Genomic DNA, 24,128 nt, shown 5'->3' with positions numbered 1-24,128 from the left:
CCACAACAGACCGATTGGCTACTCGGTTGAGCAATTACGATTTCAAAATCTGGGTGTTGGCTGACTCGTTGGAGCAGGTCGTTCACAAGCGGGGTATTGCTGCTAACCATGAGATGCCAAAGATGACGGCGTACAGGCTCGGAAGCGATTAAGCGACAGTGAATCGTTTTGAGGCTCATTGATCGCACGACTCCACGTAGTAAGTTGCTGAAAAAAGTCAAGCGCTCAGAAATAGTTCTTGTGTACTGCTTTCTGTAGAGGTATCATACCGAAAAATTGTCAGGATGACAATCTGATTAGTATGGCACTTGCTCCCCGGATCCCCTCTCATACACACTGGTGTGCGTTACAGCTTTATCTGCAATGGGCGCACGATGAATTGATGGAACTTGAGGAGTTTTTGCGGATTTGGGATGTCTCACGGGAGGAGTTAGCGTTCATCTGCGACTGCTCATTAACCACGGTTAATCACTGGTTTTCTCAGGGAGAGCACCGCAGGTTTCCGAGTGAAAAGCATCAGCAGAAGCTGGCACTCGCTCATCACATTTGGGTGACAATCGAGTCTGAACCAGAATACTTACAGAAGTTGCGACAGATGTATCACACGAAACAGCGACGAAGGCAGGAAAAATAGGAGCTTGCCATATGGCAAGCTTTTCTTGTCAACCTATTTAGTTCAAGTGTACTTTTACACGTAGCCTACGTTTGCGACATAGCAATCCTTGGCGCGATCGCTGGCTGCTAAATGCAACCCACTTGGATGATAAGCAGTGAATATCTATGAACAGAAAGCCATCCCCTCGATTTGGGTCACTTGGCTATCGCGATTAATGGCAGATGAAACGCAGTGTGTTTGGTCAATCTGGTTTCGGACGCACTTTAAGTATGAAAAGCTCACCACAAATTTTGATTCTGCAAAATGGAACGCTAGCCATCGGACTTTAGTGAACGATCGCATAAACCTTCTAGAAGCAGCAGGCTATACCGTCTATGTTGAAGGAGAGAACCGATTTGAAGTCTTAGGTAGGGATCATCTGGTAAGAGTTGCAGGGAAGCCAGATATCGTGGCGCTGAAAGGTGACGAAGCTTGGGTTGAAGATTGCAAGACCGGGCAACGGAAGAACTCAGATCTCTATCAGATGCTGATTTACTTGCTGTTGCTTCCCGTAAGCTTAGCTCCCTGCCAAGGACTTTGCGTGCAAGGTCGATTGATTTACAGAGATGAGGTTGTGGAAATTCAGGCGGCTCAGGTGAATGAGGACTTCAGAACGCAATTTCGGGCTGCGATCGCAGCACTCAGCAATCCGACCCCAACTCGTAAGGTTCCAAGCTTGCATGAATGTCATTTCTGCGATATTTCATCTGGGTATTGTCCGGAGCGGATAGAGAATGCCCCCAACCAGAGTATAGAAAACCACGACCTTTTCTGACATCTAGAAATCGACATTCGAGAAGAAGTCTTCGTCAATCCGCTTAATGTGCAACGTTTCCTTGATACTGACACCGACATCATGTTCGATCATCAGTTGGGCTAATTTCTGCCCATCAATCAGGATAATTTTGCTGTCTCGCAGTTGGGTGGCATAGGTAATTGCTTGCTGAGTGTAGGTGGAAGTCGTGATGAAAACACCCTTGCGCGCACCGACACCTGCTAAAGCTCCTTGAAAGGCTTGAATTTTTTCTCGACCAACTGAGCTTTCCCAGCGTTTGGCTTGAATGTAAATCACATCCAGTCCTAGTTTGTCTTCCTTGATCGTGCCATCAATCCCACCATCAGGACCTCGGGGAACGCCCTCCACATCTTTGAGGCTGCCGCCGTAGCCCATCGCATGGAGTAGTTTCAAGACTAGTCCCTCGAAATGCTCAGGGGTGAGTTGTTTGACCTTATCAATCAGTTCATCTCGAAGTTCAGCATTGAGTATGCCAACGGCTTTACTAATTGTTTCTTCTGGGGTGGTTGAGGTGGGGGTATCGTTTGGCGCTGTGGAAAGGGGATCTTCAACCGTGGACCGTTTTTTGAACTCACGGAACTCATCAAAGCGTTGAAGGTAGAGGTTATTGATAGCAGCTGGGTTCTCTGCCAGGATATCTCTGCCTCGTTGTGTAATCTGAACATAACCGCGTTTTGGGCGGGAGAGTAACCCCGCTTTGCGGAGATAGGTGCTTGCCCAACCGACGCGATTGTCCAAAACCGATTGTTGCCCGCTCGGGAGCTTTACGGCACGTTGTTCCGAGGTGAGACTGAATTGTTGGATGAGTTTTTCTCGCAGAGTCGCGATCGCGTGAATTTGTCCATCTTCGGCAGCGAGTTTGAGTAGCGGCAACATGAACTGGTCATAGGTTGGAAGTTCCATCATGCTGCCCAGTCCTTACAAAGGGTTTCTGCTTGTTGAATAACGGTTTGAGTAGCTTTTTCTTGCTTATCCGGTGGGTAGCCGTATTTACGCAAGAGGCGTTTGACAATCGTTCTGAGTTTGGCTCGGACAGTTTCGCGTTCGGTCCAGTCGATCGTCACGTTGCGCCGTACTGCTTCAACGAGTTCACGGGCAATAATTCTCAAGGTCTCGTCTCCTAACACCTGGACAGCACTATCATTCACCTCTAAGGCATCGTAGAAAGCCAGTTCATCCTCAGACAAGCCTAAATCTTCGCCGCGTTTACTGGCTTCCCGCATCTCTTTGGCAAGTTCGATCAGTTCTTGGATCACTTGGGCGGATTCGATCGAGCGGTTCTGATAGCGTTTGATGGTACTCTCCAGCATCTCGGAGAATTGGCGAGACTGCACAACATTGCGGCGAGATCGGCTTCGGATCTCATCATTGAGGAGTTTTCGTAACACTTCGAGGGCTAGGTTTTTTTGGGGTAGGTCGCGGACTTCGGCAAGGAACTGATCCGAGAGGATGGAGATTTCCGGTTTGTCGAGTCCGGCGGTGGCGAAGATGTCGATCACCTGATCTGAGGCGACAGCACGGGTGACAATTTGGCGCACGGCTGCATCCAGTTCCGCTTTGCTTTTGCCGCCTTCAACAGTGTGTTTGGAGAGGGTGGCTTTGATTGCCTGGAAGAAGCCTACTTCTTCGCGGATGGAGATTGCTTCCTCTTCCGTGGCACAGAGGGCGTAGGCTTTGGAGAGTTCGGTGACAGCCTGGATGTATCGTTGTACGCCTTTGTCGTCTTGGGATTCCGGGCGCAGAATCCAGTCGGTGGCTTCGCAGAGGGTAGTGAGGCGTTCTGGTGGAGTGCCGGTGAAGAAGCGGGAGTAGTCGTAGCCGTGAAACATTGCTTGGACGATTTCGTACTTCTCTTGCATGAGGGCAACGGCTTCTGCGATCGGAATGCCCGTTTCGCCGCGATCGCCTTCGGTGTAGTCTCTCAGGGCGTTCTTTAGGTCTTCGGCGATACCGAGGTAGTCTACAACTAAGCCACCAGGTTTGGAGCCAAAGACGCGATTGACGCGCGCGATCGCTTGCATCAGGTTGTGCCCTTTCATCGGCTTATCGATGTACATCGTGTGGAGGCAGGGCGCATCAAAGCCGGTGAGCCACATATCCCGGACAATCACGAGTTTGAGCGGGTCTTTGGGGTCACGCAGACGTTTGGCGATCGCATCTCGTGCTTTTTTGGAGCGGATGTGGGGGCTGAACTTCTCCGGATCAGAGGCGCTTCCGGTCATGATGACTTTGAGGCTGCCCTGTTTGTCGTCGTCACTGTGCCAGTCGGGACGAAGTTGGATGATTTGGTCGTAGAGTTCTACGCAAATGCGGCGGCTCATACAGACAATCATGCCTTTGCCGTCCATTGCGGTGAGGCGGTTCTCGAAGTGGTGGATGATGTCGTTGGCAACTTGAGCCAAGCGCTTCTCGGTACCCACCATTGCTTCAAGCTGTGCCCACTTGGACTTGAGCTTTTCTTTGGTAGATTGCTCCTCGCCTTCCGTGACCTCTTCAAATTCGGGGTCGATGTGGGGCTTTTCGGACTCTTCTAGATTGATCTTGGCAAGGCGAGCTTCGTAGAAGATTTTGACGGTGGCTTTGTCGTCTACTGCCCGTTGGATATCGTAAACGTCGATGTAGTCGCCGAAGATTTGTTTGGTGTTCTTGTCGGTGGCTTCGATCGGGGTGCCGGTAAAGCCGATGAATGAGGCGTAGGGCAGGGCATCGCGCAGGTATTTGGCATATCCATAGGCGGTGTAGGCTCCTTCTTCCCCGGTTTCTTTGTCTTTGGTTTTGACGACTCGTGCCGATAGTCCGTATTGAGAACGGTGAGCTTCGTCGGCAATGAAGACGATGTTGCGGCGAGGGGAGATGACTTCGTAGTCGCCACCGGGTTTTTCTGGGGCAAATTTCTGGATCGTAGTGAAGACGACGCCACCGGAAGCGATATTGAGTTTGTCTTTGAGGTCAGCACGGTCTGCTGCTTGGATGGGCTTTTGGCGGAGCAGTTCGTGGCATTTGGAGAAAGTGGTGAAAAGCTGATCGTCGAGGTCGTTGCGATCGGTGAGGACAACCAGGGTCGGATTTGCCATTGCCGGATGCTGGATGATTTTTCCGGCATAGAATGCCATCGACAGGCTTTTGCCTGACCCTTGGGTATGCCAGATGATGCCGACCTTCTTATCGCCTTCTGGCGCGGTGGCTTTGACGGTTTCAGCAACGGCTTTGTTGACGGCGTGGTATTGGTGGTAGCCTGCCATCTTTTTGATCAGGGTTTCGCCTTCGACTTCAAACACGACGAAGTAGCGGATCAAATCGAGGAAACGGGATGGCTCAAATACACCGCGAATCATCACTTCGAGTTCGGGCATTCCTTGGGGGGCAAGGTTGGCTCCGTCGATGGTGCGCCAGGGCATGAAACGATCGCGATCTGCGGTGAGAGAACCGAGACGGGCTTCTCGACCATCGGAGATGAGCAGGATTTCGTTGGTGGTGAAGAGGCTGGGAATGTTGCGTTTGTAGGTTTGGAGTTGGTTGAAGGCTTTGTCGATGTCGGCGTTTTCGTCTGTGGCGTTTTTGAGTTCGATGACGGCGAGGGGGAGTCCGTTGACAAAGACCACAACATCGGGACGATGGTTTTTGTGGTTCTCGATGACGGTGAACTGGTTGACGACGAGCCAATCGTTCTGGTCGGGGTTGTCCCAGTCGATCAGCCATACCTGGTCATGTTGGGTGCGTCCATCTACGCCAGGATAGGAAACAGGAACGCCTTCGGTTAGGAGCCGATGGAAGCGTTGGTTGTTGTCGTAGAGGTTTTGAGTTTCGGGGCGGAGGACTTGTTGAATTGCCGATTGGATTTCGTCGGGTGGGACTTGAGGGTTGAGCCGAATCAGGGCAGAGTGGAGGCGATCCACCAGCACGACATCAGCATAGCTGCTGCGTTCTGCTCTGGGTTCACCAGGGGCAATATCAGAACCGCCCAGAACGGTATAGCCTAACTGCTCAAAGTAATAGAGCGCAGCTTCTTCAACGTCTGATTCGGTAAATTTGCTCATGTGCCGTTCTGGTATGTCTATTCCTTTCCACAAGGGTTCCCATGTTTCCCAGTACGGTTGTAAGCGATCGCCTTATCAAATGTCAGAAGGTAAAATTTTTTAGTACCTGACCTTCAAGCAAATGAATAGCCGCACAGAGCAAATGGCATTCTTCAACTTTTAGGTGCAACAAGTTCTGCAAATTGCTCTGGTCTTGACCAATAAGTAACGTCAGAAATTTGCTCTAAAAATTGAAAGTTGTCAGCAGTCCAGATATCTAGAGTGTCATCAAATAGAGAAACAAATTTGATGTCATTTTGCCCTACTTTTAGATAATTAATATCACTCCAGGTTGCAAAGATACTGTCTACTTTCGCATTAGCGGCAGCACGGCTTCCGGTGCTGAGTACCTCTATAAAAGCACTCTGTCTAGGATGCCGAGTATGGAAGTCAACGGTTCGAGTACGCCCAGAACGCCCTCGCACTTTTTCATTGGGCGTAAAAGGAATTTTAAGTTCTAACAAAAACTCGGCAACTTCTTCTTGAATAGACTCGAATGCTCTTGTTCTAAAAGTAAACCAAAGGTCAGAAACTCGAATAGTAGCTTGAGCAAGCCTGGTAATGGCTGAAGCCAATGGTTCGTTTTGTTTGACTCTGAGCAAAAGCATTCCCCGATATTGCTCTATGCCAAGAGTCAGGCAAATATCGCGGATCAAGGCTTCTTGTTTTTCAGTTTTCTGGCGGGTAACGGTTTGCATTCGCAACCAGCGCAGTGTGTCACCCAAATCAGTTAGAGTTATCTGTCCTGCCTTTTCTTGAAGATAAAGGTCGATAATATCCCCATCTGGGTACAAGTAAGGGGTACGAATCCGCACAAAGTCGTTGATGGAAGAGCATTCGTATAGCTCCCCAATCGTGTTAGCAATTTCTGTGCAAGGACTCACCATTAGAAGAATAAGTCTAACTGTGTAGGTGGTGGAGACTTCATTTCTCCATTATGAGCGATTCGAGCTTCAGTGCAAAATTGTTGCCAAACGTTGACAGGTTCAGTCGCAGGAGCAGTAATATCGGCTGGGACATAGGCTGCTTTGTCTTTGACATTCTCATCCCATCGATGCTTGTGTTTTTCGCCAACCCTCTGTCCATCAGGATTTCGATGATCCTGTCCTAGGTCGAGTGCGTAGATTCTACCAACTCCACGATGAATCAGAGCATAGGTGAGTTTTTCAGTGAGCGGGTTGTAACTACCTTTGACAAATAGAGGATAACCAGCATCAGAGATAATTTCTGCCCGGAATTCGACTGCTGGGGAATGGTCTTCATCGTCATCCCACAAAATGTCGTTTTCAATCCGTTTAGACTCATCGTTGATAATTTCCTCAAATTCGTCCTGTGGTAGCATCAGACAACCGCCTCCACAACCTCTTCAGCATCTTTAAGGCGGATCTCGCCAGATAGAAGTTTTGGCAGGAAAGCATCACGAATTGCATATAAAGTCCGATTCTGCTCAAGATTTATTTGCTCCTTCCTGTACAAAGGAGAAACTGTATCTTCAAAGCATTTAATTAGCTTATTGCCTGGGTTTATAATCCTCAAAGTTTTGAGGTCTTTCAGATTAATAACCTGTTGTACTGAACCGAGAGAACGTGCTAAAAGCTCAATTTGTCCTACTGGCGACTCTAAAAAATGTTTTATGTATTGAACTCCATGATTATCCTTAAGGCGAATTAGTCCTACCTGACGTGCAATATTACAACCTTTTAGAGAGTCAGGTACTACTGCAAATTGACCAGGATTGCCTACTAAAGAAATAAGGATTTCGCCACCTCTCAACACTGTTCTTTTGTATTGTTCAGAGACATCTTTTGTAATTGTTCTTAGTTGTTCCATTTTAATTTGACCATTTTCTATATCTCCGCCTCGAATAAAGAGAACTCCATTCTCATCTGTTGAACCAGGTTTTACTACTCCGTAAGTAATTGGAGTATTTTTATCGGTCATTTCAGATAGAGAAATATAGATCCAATTCTTGGGAATTCTACCTGACGCTGAATCCTCAAACTCATCAGGAAACAGAGCGGCAGTTTCAGCATCCATACCTGCGGGTTGTCGTCCATCCATCTTGGCGCGGACGGGATCGAAGTCGATAAACCAGGATTTGAAGAGGGTACGAGCGATCGCTTCCAGCGTTTGGTTCATCTGCTGATTGAGTTCGATTTTGTCGTCGAGAGTGCCGAGAATGTGAGCGATCGCCTTCTGCTCATCAAGTGGGGGCAGTAGAATCTCTAGCTTTTGAATCGCATCAGTCGCTAATCGTCCAGTGCCATGACTCGCCTCATCTACAAATCCCAAGATTTCCTCAGACTTTGCTCTTAAAACATTTGCCAGGAAAAGTGGATCAACACCATTTTTCGCAACCAGTGCTTTACAGTCTTGCCCAAACGCCATTGGACGACAAGTGATACCGACACGAAATTCTGTTTTAAGACTCATACCTCGAACTACAAACAGAATTGTACCTTTGGGCATTAAACGAGTACCGTTAGCAACACCTAAAGGCGTAACACGTCGTTCAGAATCCTTGACGTAGAAATTATGCAAACTGCTTGCTGTAATCCAGGGAATATCTCCATTCCAATACTCAGCAACTGAGGTGCTTGGAGTTCCGCCAGAATACCAATCAGCGCAATCCTTGAGTGTTGTTACTGACCAGTTATCGCTTTTACATGCCATATCCTAATCTTCCCGGGTTCAGACGAATTTCTTTTTCCAATTGGACTGATTTCTTAAACTGCTCCTCTAACTTCTGCATCAACTTCTGCATCAACTCCTCACGCCTCCCCCAACTCCTGAACCATCCTTTCCACTGTCGCCTTCAACGGTGGCAAGTTATTCTGCACGATCGCCCAAACCAAATTCAGCGAAACCCGAAAATACTCATGCACCACAATATTTCTAAACGCCACAATCTGCGCCCACGGCACCTCTGCATATTGATTCATCAAATCAGCCGATAACGAATTAGCTGCTTCTCCGATGATCTGGAGATGATGCACCACCCAAACCTGAACCAACTCTTGCTCATCAAACGCCTGCCGTCCCTGACTGGTATATCGCTCGATCGCACTGATCGCATCCAACATATCTTGCAGCCGTTCCGCCTCACGCCTCATAGCGCTACAGCCTCACGTAGCACGCGATCGCGAATCCGCTCCTTCAACATATCCACCGTCGCAATATCCACCTTGCGGTTTAGAAGCCGTTCTAAATCCAGCAACAACCCACTTGGAAACCAGGGCGTGATTTTCTCCAAATCGTAATCCACCAAAAAATCAATATCGCTCTCTTCGGTCGCTTCCTCCCGTGCCACTGAGCCAAACACCCGCACATTGTAAGCACCATGCTTGGCAGCGATCGATAGAATCTGCGATCGTCGATCGTGCAGTAGCTCCTTGATGCCTAAGCCTGTCTTGCTCGTCATGCCTCTACATCCCCAACGCTTTCAAGTTTTGGCGAATCGCTGCTTCCAGTTTGGCACTTTCAGCAAACTGCTCCTCCAACTTCTGCGTCAACCGCTGCATCTTCTCCTCAAACGGCTCATCGTCATCCTCCACTTCCTCCGCTCCCACATAACGTCCTGGAGTCAGCACATATCCATGCGACTGGATATTCTCCAGAGTTGCACTCTTACAGAACCCCGGTACATCTACATACTCACCCGCTCCCGGTTCCCCACGCCATGCATGATAAGTTGCTGCAATCCGAGCAAGCTCCTCCTCCGTCAACTCGCGATGGGTGCGATCGACCAGATAGCCCAACTTCCGCGCATCAATAAACAGCGTCTCACCCCGGCGATCGCGCAAAGTGGTAAAGCCCTTCGACCCTACAACTCCCTTCTTATTGCGCGTCACAAACCACAAACACGCGGGAATCTGCGTCGTGTAAAACAACTGTCCCGGCAGGGCAATCATGCAATCCACCAGATCCGCCTCCACGATCGCCTTGCGAATTTCCCCTTCCCCCGACTGGTTAGAACTCATCGAGCCATTCGCCAACACAAACCCCGCAATTCCATTCGGTGCGAGGTGATGGATCATGTGCTGCACCCAACCATAGTTGGCGTTCCCCTTCGGCGGCGTGCCATACTGCCAGCGCACATCATCAGAGAGCGAATTATTCCACCAATCACTGATATTAAACGGCGGATTTGCCAGGATGTAGTCTGCCTTCAAGTCCTTGTGCAGGTCATTGGTGAAACTGTCCGCTTGTCGATCGCCAATATTGCCATCAATCCCCCGAATCGCTAGATTCATCAAACACAGACGGCGCGTTGTCGGGTTCGACTCCTGCCCATAAATGGCAATATCGCCCTTGCGTCCGCCATGCGCCTCGACAAACTTCTCCGACTGCACAAACATCCCACCCGACCCGCAGCAGGGGTCATAAATTCGCCCCTTGTACGGCTCAATCATCTCTACCAGCAACTTCACCACCGCTTGCGGCGTATAGAATTCTCCCCCGCCCTTGCCTTCCTTCTCGGCAAACTGCCCCAGGAAATACTCATACACCCGCCCCAGAATATCCTTCGATCGACTGGCAGCATCCCCCAACCCAATCTTGCTGATCAGGTCAATCAGTTCTCCCAAACGCTGCTTATCCAGATCCGGTCGCGCATACTGAGTCGGCAACACGCCCTTGAGCCGTGGGTTTTCCTTCTCGATCGCCAGCATCGCTTCATCAATCAGCTTCCCGATCGTCGGTTGCTTCGCGTTTGCCTGAATATGCGACCACCGCGCCTCCTTCGGCACCCAAAAGACATTCATCCCCAAATACTCGTCCCGGTCTTCCGGATCGGTGTAATCTATATCCTGCCGCTTCTCCAGGTCATCGTAGAGTTCCTGAAAGGCATCAGAAATGTACTTGAGAAAAATCAGTCCCAGAGCGACGTGCTTATATTCGGCAGCATCCATGTGACCGCGCATCTTATCTGCCGCAGCCCACAGCGTTTGCTCAAACCCTAGATTTGCGCCATTGCCGTTTTTGCCGTTCGTTTCTTTAGTTCGCGATCTTGCCATACCCACAGCCTACGGTGCTCATCGACTGGCTTCGACTCTTTGTTCAGTAGAAGCCAGCAGAGAGATTATAGTCGTCCCGAAGCCGAATTCAACGCTTTTGACAGATTGCCGAATCTAATCAGTCCTACGCTGAGGCGCAGAATATCAGGTTTTCGGCGTGTCATTGAAGCTAATTCAGGCTTTCAGCGTTTTCAAGTCTGCCATGACCGAATTCATCCCTAACTTCAGCGCCAAATTGTAAATCTGGTGGCTTTCATTCTCGGAGATCGGCTCCGGCAAGTGCTTGATCTTGAATAAATATTCTGGGTCGGAATACATCACGGACTTCGACTCAAACAAATGCTTCCACCAGATGCCGCGATCGGTAAAAGCAATGCCATCCTTGCCGTTATCCCACAGGCTCATATCCACGATCGCAAGAATCCTTTCATCGTGATCCACAGGCGCAAAGTCAAACAGAACATTCGCCAATTTATCTAGTGGAATCTCTGGAGCAATATAAGCCTCGTTAAATTCTTGCCGATAGTCACTTAGGTACTGTTGCAACGTGGCAATGAGCGGATGCTCGGACTGATCCATAACGGTGTACAGCAGCGGTTCAGTCTGACGAAGCATTTTGGGCATCGCATCCTGGCTCTCGAGAAACTGCCAAACCCCTAATCCCACACCAAACGCGACTAAAGCTGCACCACCCGTCATCACACCGATGCCGCCCATTGCTGCCATTGCAGTACTTATTGCAGCAGCACCTGATAAACTTCCTGCCGCACCAAAGGTACTCACCGCTGCCCAAGCCGCTCCAACCACAGCAGCACTCGCAACGGTTCCCGTTGTAGCTGCAATTCCCAGATTCCTCAATTCAGTGCCATCTAGATCTGCAACCAAACTAATCGAAACCAGTGCGGCTGCACCGACTAATGCCGCTCCCCCGGTTGCAACCGCTAATCCGCCTAGCATCCCCAGTCCACCTGCTGCCACTGAACCACCACCAAGGGCTGCCAATGTTGCGTTCGTGGCTGCTGCTCCCGTAAGCGAGCTGATTGTAGTTCCCGTACCCGCTGTCACTCCCGTCGCACCCAGCGCCTGCGTTAATGTCGGAACAAAGTTCGCCGCCAGTTTCGTTGCTTGCTTCCCAGTCTTGAGATACTTCTGTAAATCCGCCTCAACTGCACCTTCGTCTTTCTCAAAAAACTGATTACGAGCTAACCGATAAATCGTCTTGCATTCCGGTGAAATGTCCGAAAAATAGACAAGTGAATCTAGAGATCCAAGCGTATACTCATCCTCAACGGTTTGCCCTAAACGCGCCTGGTTATACACCGTCAGATATTTCTGCTGAGCTTCTCCCACATAATCGCTCCGCCGAATCAGTGCCATAATCACCTCATCTACAGTGAAGGCTCGGGTCTGAGCACTCGCGATTGCATACCGCTGTTTCAAGGCAAGTGGCAGTTGAGCGTTTTGGACGATCGCGTCTACTGCGGTAAGATCAGCAAAATCATCAGGACTGGGCAGCGGTTCATTTGCCAGCACATATTGATAAATTCCCTTCACCCGTAGCTTCTTCTCATCCGGTAAGTCTGAAGCTGTGACAGTTGCTTCAAGTTTGTTTTGTAGGGCAATTAAGCGTGAATTTTGACTGGCAATCCGATAGCGATCTCGGATGACTTGACCATTAGGATCTTTCCCAAGTTCCGGTGAGCCGCCCACAACAATATCTAGAATGTCCTGGGCGTGAGTATCAGTTACCCAATTTCCTGCCTTGATTTGAGCGTACGCAGCCTGACAACGATCGCGAGTTCCCGCCCTCAAAGAAGCGGATGTCAGGGCAGCACTGATTGCGGTATCGAAGTCGATTGATGAGTCATAAAGTGTATGCACAACAACGGTGGCATTATGTCCATTCAAAGCCGCCTGTTTGACAGTTAACTTGGTTCCCTCACTACAGCCAGCTGGAATCTTAAGAGACTCTGTCTGACCCGACTTAAACGTTACCTTTTGCTGCCCACCCTTCTGGGCAAGTTTGTCCCCAATAAAAATGTGATAGAGTTCGGTCTTTAAGATTTCTGAATTAGCAGGGGCGTTCTCTGCAAGAGCAGCCTCGGGAAGGATCATGTCCCTGCCCAAAATGCCGATCGTACCCGCAAGCAGAAGCTGGATAAATTGACGACGTTCAAGACTCAACGAAGTGTTAGGCGATTGATGCACCATAGTTATGGGACAGAATTGACAGTTCCTCGGAGAGAGTGCCCATCTGCCATTGAGAAAGCACTAAATTTCACTGCACATTGGGTTCTAATTTCACCCATGACACTGCCTAAATGTCAAACTGAATGTGTGTTTTAACCAGCCTCATTCAACCCTAATTGGTTGAACTCCTTAGATACTGTCCTTCAGTTTTGTCTCACTTAATCGCTAATTGATCTGCTCCGCATTCAGCGAGAAGCACTAGCTGAATGCGATCGCTGTGCTCAACCATCTTTCTTACCTCTCTCCTGATATTTGACCATTGCTGTAAAGCGCATCGTACAGTGATGACATTTCCCATCTGTCCATACTGCTGGAATCTGGAAGGGGCGCTTACAACTGGGGCATCGCTCCAACAAGCGCAAGTTGTGACGTGTGCAAACTGCAACGATATCCTTGTACTGCCACACCATCCGATGACAGGGTATTTCAGCGTAACAGGCTCCACATAGTCGGATGGGGCGAGACTGCAACGTCATGTCTCGGTGAGGCAACATCGCTTGGAAGCGCGAAGGATCTAAACCGATGAGGCGAGCGATCGCGCCCAACTCTTCTTCAATGGGAAACGGATTGAAGTAGAGCTTTTCCCAACGGGCTGTCACTGCCCCAATCCCCGCCGCTTGCCCTAATGCATAAGCTGAAGGCAGATGATTCGCCTTGAAGTACCTCAACCGTCCTAGGTAGTGACTGATACTCTCCTGCTCCAAGGGTTCTACGTAACCCAGCCGAGGTGCATCTTCGTCAGGCTGGCGCATAACAGATTCTTCCCTAAATAAAGTGGTTATTTCAGTCCTCACTCAACTCCTAGTTTCTTCTCGCCTCTGGCGGAATATAGGGGTTGCCGTAACGGTTGGCGATGTTGTGCAGAATTGCCTCGTCCACCTTGCCATGCCCTTTCTTGAGCGAATGCAATACTGCCTTCGTCAAAATCTTGATCAAACTACCCATATGAGCTTGAGTACTGGTTGCCAAAATCTCAAACAGTGTGCCTTCTGCCAAGTTAGAAGCTTGCGGCAGCGCCAGAATGTCATACTCGATCGTCCGCAGTGTTTTCTGGAAGTCTTCATAGTCCAGTCGATCGAATTCAAACAAGGTAGGAAAGCAGGTCAACAAATCGAAATTTTGCAGGCTATTATCGAGGTCTTGACTACCGATGAGAACGATTGGAACACCTGATTCCTCATACAGCTGCTTCAGGTCAATTAAAGCTTCCCGTTGCAGATTATCGGCATTGTCAATCATCAGAAGCTCGATTCCGAAGAGTTCAAGGCATCCAGCTAATCGAGACCGCAAGTCCTGTCGTTTTCCCCGTGGAGCTGCATGGTTGATATCCTTGAGGATTTGCGAAAAGAGCCGCTTAGAACTGGAATTTGACCAGGCTTTTACATAGGAGACCCGTTTTCTATCCTCTTCTCGGTAATGACTGGAAGACCGACTCTTGCCAACTTCTCTCGGTCCAATGACTCGACCACACTGTTTGAGCAATCGCAATTCGTCTAGCCAGCAGAAACATTGTGAGGCACGATCAGTCGGAATAAAAGCCGTCTGGAAGAGTTCCTCAATCGCTGCCGTTTTGACAAGTACATCAGTTAAGTCAATTTGAGGCGCTAGAACCTCCACAGGAACCTGAATTGCAAGCTGCGATTGTGCCATGTCCTACCAAATCCTCCTCAATGATTGATTTTTAGAGATCACGATTGAATGCCGTTCTTCCGGCGAAGGTGTGGAAGCAGCAGGTTCAACAGGTTGTGAAGGAGAAACGGGAGACGGAGGTTTCATCTGCTCAGAAGTCACCCTTTCTGGCAACAGTTCGAGCGATTCGTTATTGGGGGCAGCTGTGCCTGCCCGTTCTTTCCGCAATTCAACGATTTTTGAGTTCTGCTTACTTTTGCCGCGCAATTTTTTCTGCTCGGCGCGTTGGCGCTCTTTTTTCTCCTGCTTGCGCTGCTCGGCAAGTTTTTGCCGTTGATCCAAGGCTAAGAGCCCACCATAGTTGGAGTGTTCTCGCTTGGCATTGCTTCGCAGTTTGTTCAGTTGTTTTAGTTCCTCCAGGCTCAAATCTTGCCTGTCCATGTTGATAGCATGAGCAAAGCCAATAAACTCTTCTGTCTCATCCTCACCCGGTGCTTGGCGATAGGCATACAAGGTTAAAATGTGGTCAGGGTCGTACCGTAAAGTCACATACTCGCCCTGCAACGCTCTCAGCTCTTCACAGCGGTAAGTCAGGTTTTCAAAGTAAACAGACCCGTGCGCCTGCACCACACGCTGCTCCGCTTTCATTAAGCAGAGGTCTAAGTCGCGTTCATTCAATGGCTCAGGCAGTTTCTTGCCCATGCCCTTCAACCAGCGTTCAAACCGAGTATCGCATGAGTCTTTTGGATAAGGCTCATGATTATAGTCGCGGAAGAAGTACACAGCTAATATCAGGTCGAGATCCTCAAGGGTGAGACAAGCTTCCTTTTCTGCCCGTTCTGCCCCACCCTCCTCCTTGGAGATGTAGCCCGGCAGGAGAGCTAAAACCTTGGTATTGATCGTGCCGAAGAGCCGTTCGACAATACCCCCCTGAATCGGACGATCGCGCAGTTCACACTGAAATCCCAACTTTTTCCCAAGGGATTGGATAAGTTTGGAACGACTCAGATCCTTGCCGCCATCGGTGAAGAAGTACTGGAGCGGTGCGCCATAGATATTCGATTGATTCAAAACTTGCTCAAGTTCATACTCGGGTGGGTACTGCTTGGGCAAGATTGCATGTCTGAGCGTTAGCGTCACTTCATGCGCTCCCGGCTGTTTGTGCCACAAATGGTAACCAATGACGCAACTAGAAAAGGTGTCAACCACCGTAGTCAGCCACGGTCGCCAGTTTAGGAGCGTGTGCTCCTTATCCACGATTCGAATGTCGAGCTTGGTGTGGTCACACTGAAGAATTTGATTGCTGAAAATTGCTCTCAGCAATTTCCCATCTCGCGTCTCCACTGCCAACCACGAGCCCGCCCCAGGATTGCGGATTTTTTGTTTTCGTTTATGACGTTCGACCAAAGGCTTTAGAATTCGATAAACGGTGGCTGGATGGGGACAATCGCCTTCTTCATGCCGCAGGTCAATCACAGCATGGCGCTGGACTTCACGTACCACATCCGCAGGTTTGGGCGGGTTCTTATCCTTCAAGCTTTGCTCGTAATACTCCCGAATGTAATTCACCCAGTACTCATCGATTCGATGATGTCCCTTATCAGAACGCTCAATCCCAACGGTTTCGCGTAAGCGAGCCTCGGTATATTGATTCAGCAACCGTTCCACCTGGCGCGTCGAGATGCCCAGAGTTTTAGCGATCGCTTGTTTACGCTCCGTCTTCACTTTTCGAATGGGTGATTCTGCTAGCCACTGGATGAGCCGAAACTTTAGTTTGTGGAGATCTGATGACTCGATCAGGATTGCAGATGGGTCTGTGTCGAAGGCGCGATCGCTCAACAGAACCGTATCGAAGTCTTGCAAATCAGCATCTAAGCCGGAAACGTGGCTTTCGTCCATGGGAGATTGCCATATTTGTAGTGTAAGTAGTAAAAATATATCACTCTCTTCTCAGAAGGGCTAGGTGATGCGACGTGAAATTTGCGAGTGTGGGGTAAACAGAGCTTTACAATTAGGAGCTAAAAAGATAAGCAGTGCTACTTTTTCCTTCTGATATAGCTTTTGCTCAGTAAGATGAGATAGCTTTTTGGGGATACAAGATGTCGGGTGAAAAGACCGTTCGTGGCTTTCTCGGGTGCTATCAACAGCATGACTTTAAGGGGATGCAGGCTTATCTGGCTGATGCTGCTGAGTTTTCTGACTTTGCCTTCCAAATTCAAGACAATGCGGTAAAGGCGATGTGGCATTGGTTTTGTATTCCCTATACTTCTAGACCAGACCCAGTTAAAGTGCCAGAGTTTGAAGTTATCAGCGTAGAAGGAGATCGAGTCATTGCTCGGTACCGCGTGGTTTATTTGTATGGTGAGGCACTACGACCTGTGGATTATTGGATTAGAGCAACGTTTACGGTAAGCGATGGCAAGATTGTGACCCAAACTGATCGCTTCGACCAAATCTCTGCCTTTGAGTTTGCAAGGATGGCGTTTGGGCTGCCTGTAGCCCTACTGGCGTTTACACCCTTGTTGCGATCGACAGTGCAAAAAAAGGCAACGGAGAAGTTGAACAAATTTAGTCAGGAGTATGGCTACTAGAGGTAGTGACAGGCTAAGGAGTGTCTCGCTGTAAATTGAACTTGTCACTGATAAAAATTGCCACACGATTAGCAGAATTTGAGGATAAGCAATCGCTCTCAACCTGTTATGGTCAATCTGATTTTTTCCTTTGGATATTTCTTAACAAGGGCAGCATAAGGATGGATGAAGAAAAGATGGCGGAAGTGAGTTCACAACCTTGGGTGGACGAGCGTTTAGCCGAAATCAACCGTATTACTGATTCCCTTGAGAAGATAGAAGCATTGGTTGAGTTGGCTTCTGAATTACTGCCTTCTCCTCTAGATGTGCTGCAACAAGCTCTGCTGGTGGCTCAATCGCTTGAGGATTCATCTGACAAAGCTCAAGCTATAAGTGCGATCGCACCCCAACTGCCAGAATTCCAGCAAAAGGAAGTCTTACAACAAGCCCTGACAATGGCTCAATCGCTTGAGGATTCATCTGACAAAGCTCAAGCTATAAGTGCGATCGCACCCCAACTGCCAGAATCCCAGCAAAAGGAAGTCTTACAGCAAGCCCTGACAATGGCTCAATCGCTTGAGAATTCATTTGACAAAGCTCAAGCTATAAGTGCGATCGCACCCCAACTGCCGGAATCAGCGACTGACCTCCTACAACAAGCCCTACTGGCGGCTCAATCACTTGAGGAGTCCTACTTCAAAGCTCTTGTCTTAATTGCGGTCGCCCCGCAATTGCCAGAATCAGCGACTGACCTCCTACAACAAGCCCTAACGGTCGCTCAATCGATTGAGGATCCAGAGTTAAAAGCCCGAGCGATAAGTGCAATCGCCCCGCGACTACCGGAGTCCCAGCAAAAGGAAGTCCTACAACAAGCCCTGACAATGGCTCAATCGCTTGAGGAGTCCTGCTTCAAAACGCGAGCTATAAATGAGATCGCCCCGCGACTGCCGGAATCAGCGACTGACCTCCTACAACAAGCGCTCGCTATAGCTCAATCGCTGGAGGATTCAGGCATCAAAGCCCAAGCTATAAGTGCAATCGCCCCGCGACTTCCAGAATCCCAGCAAAAGGAGGTCCTACAACAAGCGCTCGCTATAACCCAATCGCTCAAGAATTTATCCGACAAAGCCCAAGCTATAAGTGCGATTGCACCCCAACTGCCAGAATCAGCGACTGACCTCCTACAACAAGCCCTAACGGTCGCTCAATCGATTAAGAATTTATCCAACAAAGCCCAAGCTATAAGTGCGATCGCACTCCAACTACCAGAGTCCCAGCAAAAGGAAGTCCTACAACAAGCCCTAACGGTCGCTCAATCGATTGAGGATCCAGACCACAAAGCTCAAGCTATAAGTGCGATCGCACTCCAACTACCGGAGTCCCAGCAAAAGGAAGTCCTACAACAAGCCCTAACGGTCGCTCAATCGATTGAGGATCCAGACCACAAAGCTCAAGCTATAAGTGCGATCGCACTCCAACTACCGGAATCAGCGACTGACCTCCTACAACAAGCCCTAACGGTCGCTCAATCGATTGAGGATCCGAACCACAAAGCCCGAGCGATAATTTCAATTGCACCCCAACTGCCAGAATTTCAGAAAAAAGAAGTCCTACAACAAGCCCTGACGGTGACTCAGTCGATTGAAGATTCAGTCTGCAAAGCCTTTGTCTTAATTGAAATCGCATCCCGACTACCAGAATCTCAGCAAAAGGAGGTTCTACAACAAGCGCTCGCCATAACTCAATCGCTTGAGGAGTCCTACTTCAAAGCTCCTACCTTGAGTGCGATCGCACCCCAACTGCCAGAATCAGCGACTGACCTCCTACAACAAGCGCTCACCATAACTCAATCGCTTGAGAATTCATTTGACAAAGCCCAAGCTATAAGTGCGATTGCACCCCAACTGCCAGAATCAGCGACTGACCTCCTACAACAAGCCCTAACGGTCGCTCAATCACTTGAGGATCCGAACCACAAAGCCCGAGTGATAATTTCAATTGCACCCCAACTGCCAGAATCCCAGCAAAAGGAAGTCCTACAACAAGCCTTGACAATGGCTCAATCGATTGAGCATCCAGACCACAAAGCTCAAGCTATAAGTGCGATCGCACCCCAACTGCCAGAATCAGCGACTGACCTCCTACAACAAGCTCTAACGGTCGCTCAATCACTTGAGGATCCAGATTTAAAAGCCCGAGCCATAAGTGCGATTGCACCCCAACTGCCAGAATCAGCGACTGACCTCCTACAACAAGCTCTAACGGTCGCTCAATCACTTGAGGATCCAGATTTAAAAGCCCGAGCCATAAGTGCGATCGCCCCGCGACTGCCAGAATCCCAGCAAAAGGAAGTCCTACAACAAGCCTTGACAATGGCTCAATCGATTGAGCATCCAGACCACAAAGCTCAAGCCATAAGTGCGATTTTGCAACTTATCCCCTCAACCTCTTTAAAGTCTTTTTTGGAGACTACATTAAATTTATCGGAAGCGGCTAAGTCTCTTGCACCTCTCGCCAGTCGTTTTATCGAAGACTTTGTTCTACTCATACCTGCTAACAAACATTCAGTTGCTCTGGACGTAGTTCAGTACCTGTCTAGTGATGAAGACAAAACCCAATTTCTCAGTGCCCTGATTCCACGACTTTCTCCTGGTCGGTTTCCCACTGTGCTTGAGCTAATTAAGTCTCAAGTTAGTGACGATCGCTTTCGTGCTGAAATCCTGAGCAATCTGGCTCCTTATCTCCCCTCAGTGCAGTTTCTAGAGGTCATCAGACTGATTGAAAACGCAATCCAAAATCCTGATTATCGTACTTCAGTCCTGGAAGCCCTGATTCCTTCTTCAGAAATCGAATTCGATGCAGTATTGGCACTAATCGAAACCTTACCATTGCCACAACTTCAAGCTAGGGTATTGCATTCGTTAGCGATCGCACTCGTCGCTCAAGCCGAACAAACCTCATCACAATCGAATAAAACAGACTTTTACACCACTTACTGCAATAGGCTGATTCAAGCGACGACTAACCTTGGCTCTACTAAACGAGATGATTTTTCCTACGAAAGCGCTGTCTCCAACATCTTTGGTCAATTAGCCCTAATTCTCAAAAACACTTCAGAGACTACAGAAGTATCGTTTTTTGTAGTTGTCAGTCAGCTTAAAGATCCAGGCTATCAAGCTGAGGTGCTTATCGCTCTAGCACCTCACTTTCCAGAGCGAACAAAGGAATTTCTTGAGAGCTATCAGGGTGATGACTATCGCAACCTACTCAAAATCAAAATTCGACTAGCTTTAATAAATAGCTCCGATACCACTGATATCCAAAGTATTGTTGATGCTCTCGAAACAATTCAGGGACGATATTACCAAGCTGAAGCCCTAATAGAAATTGCTCGACATCCTGCGGGTTCCAGAGTTCGTGGATTGCAAACAAAAGCGTTACGCGAGATCGGAGAACTGACTCAGAATCCGTATCTGCAAGCCCAATATTTGCAGCGACTAATCCCAAGCCTTAAATATTGGAAGCGAATTGAAACGATCAACGTGATCGGTGATATCAGCGATCATTACTATCAAGTCAGTGCCCGTGTCGCTCTAGCCCGAAAGTTTCCTGAATCCGACATTTTCAATGCAGCCCTTAACGATGCCGAGAAGTTAAATTCCCGAGTTCACAGGATTGAGCAACTCAGTACCCTGGCGATCGATATGCCAGAGCTGCTACCCAGAATTATCAAGTGTGCTGAAGAACTTCACATTAATCAACAGCCTGAAACTGCTACTGATGAAGAAGCCTTTTCGATCAAAATTGAGCGTCGCGATATCCTAGTTGCCCTTACTCCCCATCTACCCATGCGGATTAATCGCGAGGTTAACCGTGAGTTGTCCTTAGGTCGCTTTGTTTCTAGAGAACTCTACGATCGTGCCCTCTATCTTCTCGCCCGAGGCTATCGCGACGCTCTACAAGGGGGAACACTCCGCAACGATGCCGCTCAAGACAGAGACCTCCTCGACCTCAAAGATGAAATCAACGCCCTATCGAATCTCTTGCTGATGCGGGATTTGGAGCCGCCCATGTCCGTCGGGATTCTCGGTGGCTGGGGTGGTGGCAAATCTTACATCATGCACCTGATGCAAGCTCGGATGACCGAAATTCGCAGCCATCAGGTTGACCTTGAGGTCGAAGCATGGAACGAAAACCCCAACCACCAGAAACTCTCCCCCTATGTAGGTCACGTTTACCAAATCAAATTCGATGCCTGGACGTTTGCCAAGTCTGACCTGTGGGCAAGTCTAATGCAGACGATTTTCTTTGAACTCGATCGGCAACTCACCCTAGAGACACAAATTACCGAAGTGCTTCAGCAGATTGAAGATGCGACTCAACGTCAGCGGATTGAAAGCACGATTTGGTCAGTTCTCTACAAGAGCAATGATGATGAACGAACATGGTTTCTGAGGCAAGTGTTGAAGGACAAGGAAACTTTGAACCTGTTACTGGATAAGCAAAGGGAAAGCCGTACAGGAATTCTGTGGGAGAAGTTCAAGGAGTCCCAAACGACTGCTATTCATAATTTGGAAGCGACCGAAGCAGCCCTAAAAACGAAGAAACGAGAACTGGAAGAGCTAAAATCCCAGTTACGGCTCCAAATTCGGCAAGAGTTTGAACCCATTTTTAATCTCAGCAAGAACCAATCGTTTCAGCGAGTTGATGCTCTTCTGGGAACATCTTTCATTCTCCTAAGACGGCGCGTTGGGCAAACAGCATTCAAAAATTTAAATACAGCAATTTCTGATCAACTCTTCAAGTCTTCATCTGTGGGGAGTCAGCAAGCGGGTGGGTTATGGCATCAATTAGAAGAGAAGCTTGCAGCTTTAGAAAAGGCAAAAGAAGAGCTTGAAGCATTAACTAAACCTGCTGAAAAATCAACTTCATCTGATAAAAAAATCGATAATCAGACATCGGAAAAAACAGCCACAAATCAAGTGGATGCTGTTAAGACAAAAGATCAGCTAATCCCAAGCAAGCAAGTAACGGATGCAAAAGAGGAGATTAGCACAAAACAGGAAGAAGTAAACCGCTTGTTGAGAGAGGTATCAGAAACCAGATTTGATATCTTTAACGTTGCAACGAACGTGATTGAAAAGAAACAAAAGTGGCTTGATTGGCAGCGTAACTGGAAATGGCTCAAAAGCAATTGGCTGTTAGTTCTGCTTTTCGTCCTACTTTTCGTCGTGCCATTAGTCTTACTGACTACCCTTGGACTTAATCTTTACACCAGTGCAGATCAACAGATTCCTAATCTAACTGCTAAACTCGCTACCCTAATTGCGCCCCTATTGCCGGGTGCCGTAATTCTACAAAATCTTCTGCGAAGTGGGCAGAAATGGTTTGAAGAAACGCGCCTTGCATTACAGGAATACCAAAAATCCGTAGAGAATCGGAACAAAGATATTGAAGCAACCTACGAACGAAGCGTAAAAGATAGCCTTGAATCCAACCCCCGCCTACAGCAATTGGAACGAGAAGTGCAGGCATTGGAAAAGGAATATCAGGAACAAAAACAGTCTGTTCCAGTGAACCAATATGCTTCTCTGTCAGAGTTTGTGAGCGATCGTTTGGAACAGGGTACCTACAAAAATCGCCTCGGTCTAATGCAGCAGGTCAAGCAAGATCTCGCTGACCTGAGCAACAAACTCTTGCCACCAAGCCAGTATGACGAAAGCTTTCAATCAAAAATTGACTTTCTCAAGCAGGTTTTTCCTAGAGGACCCGCTCGTGTCGTCGTCTATATCGATGACCTCGATCGCTGCCCACCTGATCGGGTAGTTCAAGTCCTCGAAGCCGTTCAACTTTTGGTCAAAACCCCGCTTTTTATTGCTGTGCTAGCGATCGATGAACGATATATTACTCGCGCCCTCGAAAAATTCTATGAAGGTGTTCTCTCCCGGCGCGGTCGTCCCTCTGGAACAGACTATCTGGAAAAAATTATCCAACTGCCCTATCGGGTGCGTCCAATCATGGCAAACACCCTAGAAAACTATCTACGTTCCCAGGTCGTCATTCAAGACAGTGCCACAGGCGCAGCCAAATTCAGCGAATTTAGCCGTCGAGAATTCGACATGCTGCTGGCTTGCTGCCGACAGGTAGACCTTTCTCCGCGCACTATTAAACGCCTAACCAACGTCTATAAACTGTTCAAAATCGTCTGTCGCACCCGTGGTACCAAACTCACGCCCCAGGTACAGCAAGCTATCTTGGCGCTATTAGCCCTTTCTGGTCGCTACCCCAATCTCATGCGCGGCATCTTTGACGACATCCAATCCTGCTTTGAGGAGCAGCGTACTCTTAAACCAGCAAAACAGCCGACCCGTGAGCAAGTTAAGCAGGCATCACCAACCCTCCACCTAACAAGTCCTTTGTACGACTTCTTCAAAACCTATCGGCTACCGGAGGGCGATCGTTACCTGCAACGCGAATTCGATAAACTCCAACACGATGCCTTGCATACTGAGATTCTGCCTCATACCCTTACCTTAGATGCCATGACCTACGAAATCTTCAATCTGATCCGCTCCTTCTCATTTGTCGGAGAAATTGGCGAGAACCCCGAAGATTACCGCTTCAGTGGCGCTAAAGTTGATGACACACTATTAGAATCAACAATTCCTGATCCCGATCCAGAAGACCCAACGATCGAGTAATTCTCCATAGCCAAAACTTGCCATCAACTAAACCATACCTCTCGATTAGCAAAGTAGAACATCGATAAAGGTCTGAGGTTATATCTCCAATGTTCAGAGGCAACTCCTTCATGCTCCCCATCTACTCGACAAGAAAAACGACGTGTAATTTGCGAAGGATTTTTTTGAGAAAAATCGACGCTTAATTTGCGAAAGTAGTTTTCCGACACTCAATCTGCGAAAGAATTCAAATGTCGCTTTTCCCTCCGAAGATATCCAGGCTCTTTAAAGAGAGAGAGTTTCAGCTTTGTTACTTATCGCGAACTTGATGTTGCGCTCGCGACATTTAATGTGCGAACGTACACCAGCGATCAAGCTTGGGAGCGTCTCTAAATCATCTCTAAAGCTGTTTGTAATGAATAGCGGGAGTGCAATATTAAGGGCGTATTCACAGCCT

Annotated in this window: 16 protein-coding genes; 4 read left to right on the top strand and 12 right to left on the bottom strand. The window is 48.5% G+C overall.

What is annotated here, in order from left to right; translation table 11 throughout:
• The first annotated feature begins 301 nt into the window (after positions 1 to 301).
• Together OU814_RS21890 and OU814_RS21885 are read left to right on the top strand one after the other, a co-directional pair.
• Positions 302 to 634 (top strand): hypothetical protein, encoded by a 333-nt coding sequence (locus OU814_RS21890; RefSeq protein ID WP_268242085.1) that lies wholly within the window; start codon positions 302 to 304, stop codon positions 632 to 634.
• A gap of 136 nt (positions 635 to 770) precedes the next feature.
• On the top strand, positions 771 to 1,430 hold the full coding sequence (locus OU814_RS21885; protein ID WP_268242084.1) for a PD-(D/E)XK nuclease family protein: 660 nt from the start codon (positions 771 to 773) through the stop codon (positions 1,428 to 1,430).
• A gap of 3 nt (positions 1,431 to 1,433) precedes the next feature.
• Here the strand turns inward: OU814_RS21885 and OU814_RS21880 are convergent, their stop codons facing one another.
• The 12 genes from OU814_RS21880 to OU814_RS21825 all read right to left on the bottom strand — a co-directional run bounded on the left by OU814_RS21880 (position 1,434) and on the right by OU814_RS21825 (position 16,320).
• Positions 1,434 to 2,354: a restriction endonuclease gene (locus tag OU814_RS21880; RefSeq protein WP_268242083.1), complete on the bottom strand. Its 921-nt coding sequence runs from the start codon at positions 2,352 to 2,354 to the stop codon at positions 1,434 to 1,436.
• On the bottom strand, positions 2,354 to 5,488 hold the full coding sequence (locus OU814_RS21875; protein ID WP_268242082.1) for a type I restriction endonuclease subunit R: 3,135 nt from the start codon (positions 5,486 to 5,488) through the stop codon (positions 2,354 to 2,356). Before OU814_RS21875 ends, OU814_RS21880 begins: the two co-directional genes overlap by 1 nt.
• A 152-nt stretch (positions 5,489 to 5,640) precedes the next feature.
• Entirely contained in the window at positions 5,641 to 6,342 is a 702-nt protein-coding gene (locus tag OU814_RS21870) for a DUF1828 domain-containing protein (protein ID WP_268242081.1), read from the bottom strand.
• Between the two features lie 71 nt (positions 6,343 to 6,413).
• Positions 6,414 to 6,869, bottom strand: a complete 456-nt coding sequence (locus OU814_RS21865) for a DUF6978 family protein (protein WP_268242080.1) — start codon at positions 6,867 to 6,869, stop codon at positions 6,414 to 6,416.
• Positions 6,869 to 8,200: a restriction endonuclease subunit S gene (locus OU814_RS21860; RefSeq protein ID WP_268242079.1), complete on the bottom strand. Its 1,332-nt coding sequence runs from the start codon at positions 8,198 to 8,200 to the stop codon at positions 6,869 to 6,871. Before OU814_RS21860 ends, OU814_RS21865 begins: the two co-directional genes overlap by 1 nt.
• A gap of 98 nt (positions 8,201 to 8,298) precedes the next feature.
• Complete coding sequence (locus OU814_RS21855; protein WP_268242078.1) at positions 8,299 to 8,640, bottom strand: HepT-like ribonuclease domain-containing protein; 342 nt, start codon at positions 8,638 to 8,640, stop codon at positions 8,299 to 8,301.
• Complete coding sequence (locus OU814_RS21850; protein ID WP_268242077.1) at positions 8,637 to 8,948, bottom strand: nucleotidyltransferase family protein; 312 nt, start codon at positions 8,946 to 8,948, stop codon at positions 8,637 to 8,639. Before OU814_RS21850 ends, OU814_RS21855 begins: the two co-directional genes overlap by 4 nt.
• A 4-nt stretch (positions 8,949 to 8,952) precedes the next feature.
• The gene (locus OU814_RS21845) at positions 8,953 to 10,542 is read right to left on the bottom strand and encodes a class I SAM-dependent DNA methyltransferase (RefSeq protein ID WP_268242076.1); all 1,590 of its coding nucleotides are present in this window, start codon (positions 10,540 to 10,542) and stop codon (positions 8,953 to 8,955) included.
• Positions 10,543 to 10,716: 174 nt separating this feature from the next.
• Positions 10,717 to 12,753 (bottom strand): hypothetical protein, encoded by a 2,037-nt coding sequence (locus OU814_RS21840; RefSeq protein WP_268242075.1) that lies wholly within the window; start codon positions 12,751 to 12,753, stop codon positions 10,717 to 10,719.
• Between the two features lie 260 nt (positions 12,754 to 13,013).
• On the bottom strand, positions 13,014 to 13,544 hold the full coding sequence (locus OU814_RS21835) for a TniQ family protein (protein ID WP_268242074.1): 531 nt from the start codon (positions 13,542 to 13,544) through the stop codon (positions 13,014 to 13,016).
• 49 nt (positions 13,545 to 13,593) lie between these two features.
• A complete protein-coding gene (locus OU814_RS21830) occupies positions 13,594 to 14,442 on the bottom strand; it encodes an AAA family ATPase (RefSeq protein ID WP_268242073.1) in 849 nt (282 codons plus the stop codon).
• A gap of 3 nt (positions 14,443 to 14,445) precedes the next feature.
• Complete coding sequence (locus OU814_RS21825) at positions 14,446 to 16,320, bottom strand: Mu transposase C-terminal domain-containing protein (protein ID WP_268242072.1); 1,875 nt, start codon at positions 16,318 to 16,320, stop codon at positions 14,446 to 14,448.
• A gap of 200 nt (positions 16,321 to 16,520) precedes the next feature.
• Between OU814_RS21825 and OU814_RS21820 the strand changes: the two genes are divergently transcribed.
• Positions 16,521 to 17,012, top strand: coding sequence for a nuclear transport factor 2 family protein (locus OU814_RS21820; RefSeq protein WP_268242071.1), 492 nt, complete (start codon positions 16,521 to 16,523; stop codon positions 17,010 to 17,012).
• A 161-nt stretch (positions 17,013 to 17,173) separates the two neighbouring features.
• Complete coding sequence (locus OU814_RS21815; protein WP_268242070.1) at positions 17,174 to 23,692, top strand: P-loop NTPase fold protein; 6,519 nt, start codon at positions 17,174 to 17,176, stop codon at positions 23,690 to 23,692.
• The last annotated feature ends 436 nt before the right edge of the window (positions 23,693 to 24,128 follow it).

Source organism: Leptolyngbya sp. GGD, from assembly GCF_026735145.1.
In the GTDB taxonomy this organism is placed as follows: Bacteria; Cyanobacteriota; Cyanobacteriia; order Leptolyngbyales; family Leptolyngbyaceae; genus Leptolyngbya; species Leptolyngbya boryana.
This window is presented reverse-complemented; position numbering and strand designations above follow the sequence as displayed.

What these genes read in the sequence shown, in the direction of transcription:
- OU814_RS21860 (WP_268242079.1), bottom strand. Translation starts at nt 8,200, where the DNA reads ATGGCATGTAAAAGCGATAACTGGTCAGTAACAACACTCAAGGATTGC.
- OU814_RS21880 (WP_268242083.1), bottom strand. Translation starts at nt 2,354, where the DNA reads ATGGAACTTCCAACCTATGACCAGTTCATGTTGCCGCTACTCAAACTC.
- OU814_RS21855 (WP_268242078.1), bottom strand. Translation starts at nt 8,640, where the DNA reads ATGAGGCGTGAGGCGGAACGGCTGCAAGATATGTTGGATGCGATCAGT.
- OU814_RS21850 (WP_268242077.1), bottom strand. Translation starts at nt 8,948, where the DNA reads ATGACGAGCAAGACAGGCTTAGGCATCAAGGAGCTACTGCACGATCGA.
- OU814_RS21830 (WP_268242073.1), bottom strand. Translation starts at nt 14,442, where the DNA reads ATGGCACAATCGCAGCTTGCAATTCAGGTTCCTGTGGAGGTTCTAGCG.
- OU814_RS21815 (WP_268242070.1), top strand. Translation starts at nt 17,174, where the DNA reads ATGGATGAAGAAAAGATGGCGGAAGTGAGTTCACAACCTTGGGTGGAC.
- OU814_RS21875 (WP_268242082.1), bottom strand. Translation starts at nt 5,488, where the DNA reads ATGAGCAAATTTACCGAATCAGACGTTGAAGAAGCTGCGCTCTATTAC.
- OU814_RS21840 (WP_268242075.1), bottom strand. Translation starts at nt 12,753, where the DNA reads ATGGTGCATCAATCGCCTAACACTTCGTTGAGTCTTGAACGTCGTCAA.
- OU814_RS21845 (WP_268242076.1), bottom strand. Translation starts at nt 10,542, where the DNA reads ATGGCAAGATCGCGAACTAAAGAAACGAACGGCAAAAACGGCAATGGC.
- OU814_RS21835 (WP_268242074.1), bottom strand. Translation starts at nt 13,544, where the DNA reads ATGCGCCAGCCTGACGAAGATGCACCTCGGCTGGGTTACGTAGAACCC.
- OU814_RS21890 (WP_268242085.1), top strand. Translation starts at nt 302, where the DNA reads ATGGCACTTGCTCCCCGGATCCCCTCTCATACACACTGGTGTGCGTTA.
- OU814_RS21820 (WP_268242071.1), top strand. Translation starts at nt 16,521, where the DNA reads ATGTCGGGTGAAAAGACCGTTCGTGGCTTTCTCGGGTGCTATCAACAG.
- OU814_RS21865 (WP_268242080.1), bottom strand. Translation starts at nt 6,869, where the DNA reads ATGCTACCACAGGACGAATTTGAGGAAATTATCAACGATGAGTCTAAA.
- OU814_RS21825 (WP_268242072.1), bottom strand. Translation starts at nt 16,320, where the DNA reads ATGGACGAAAGCCACGTTTCCGGCTTAGATGCTGATTTGCAAGACTTC.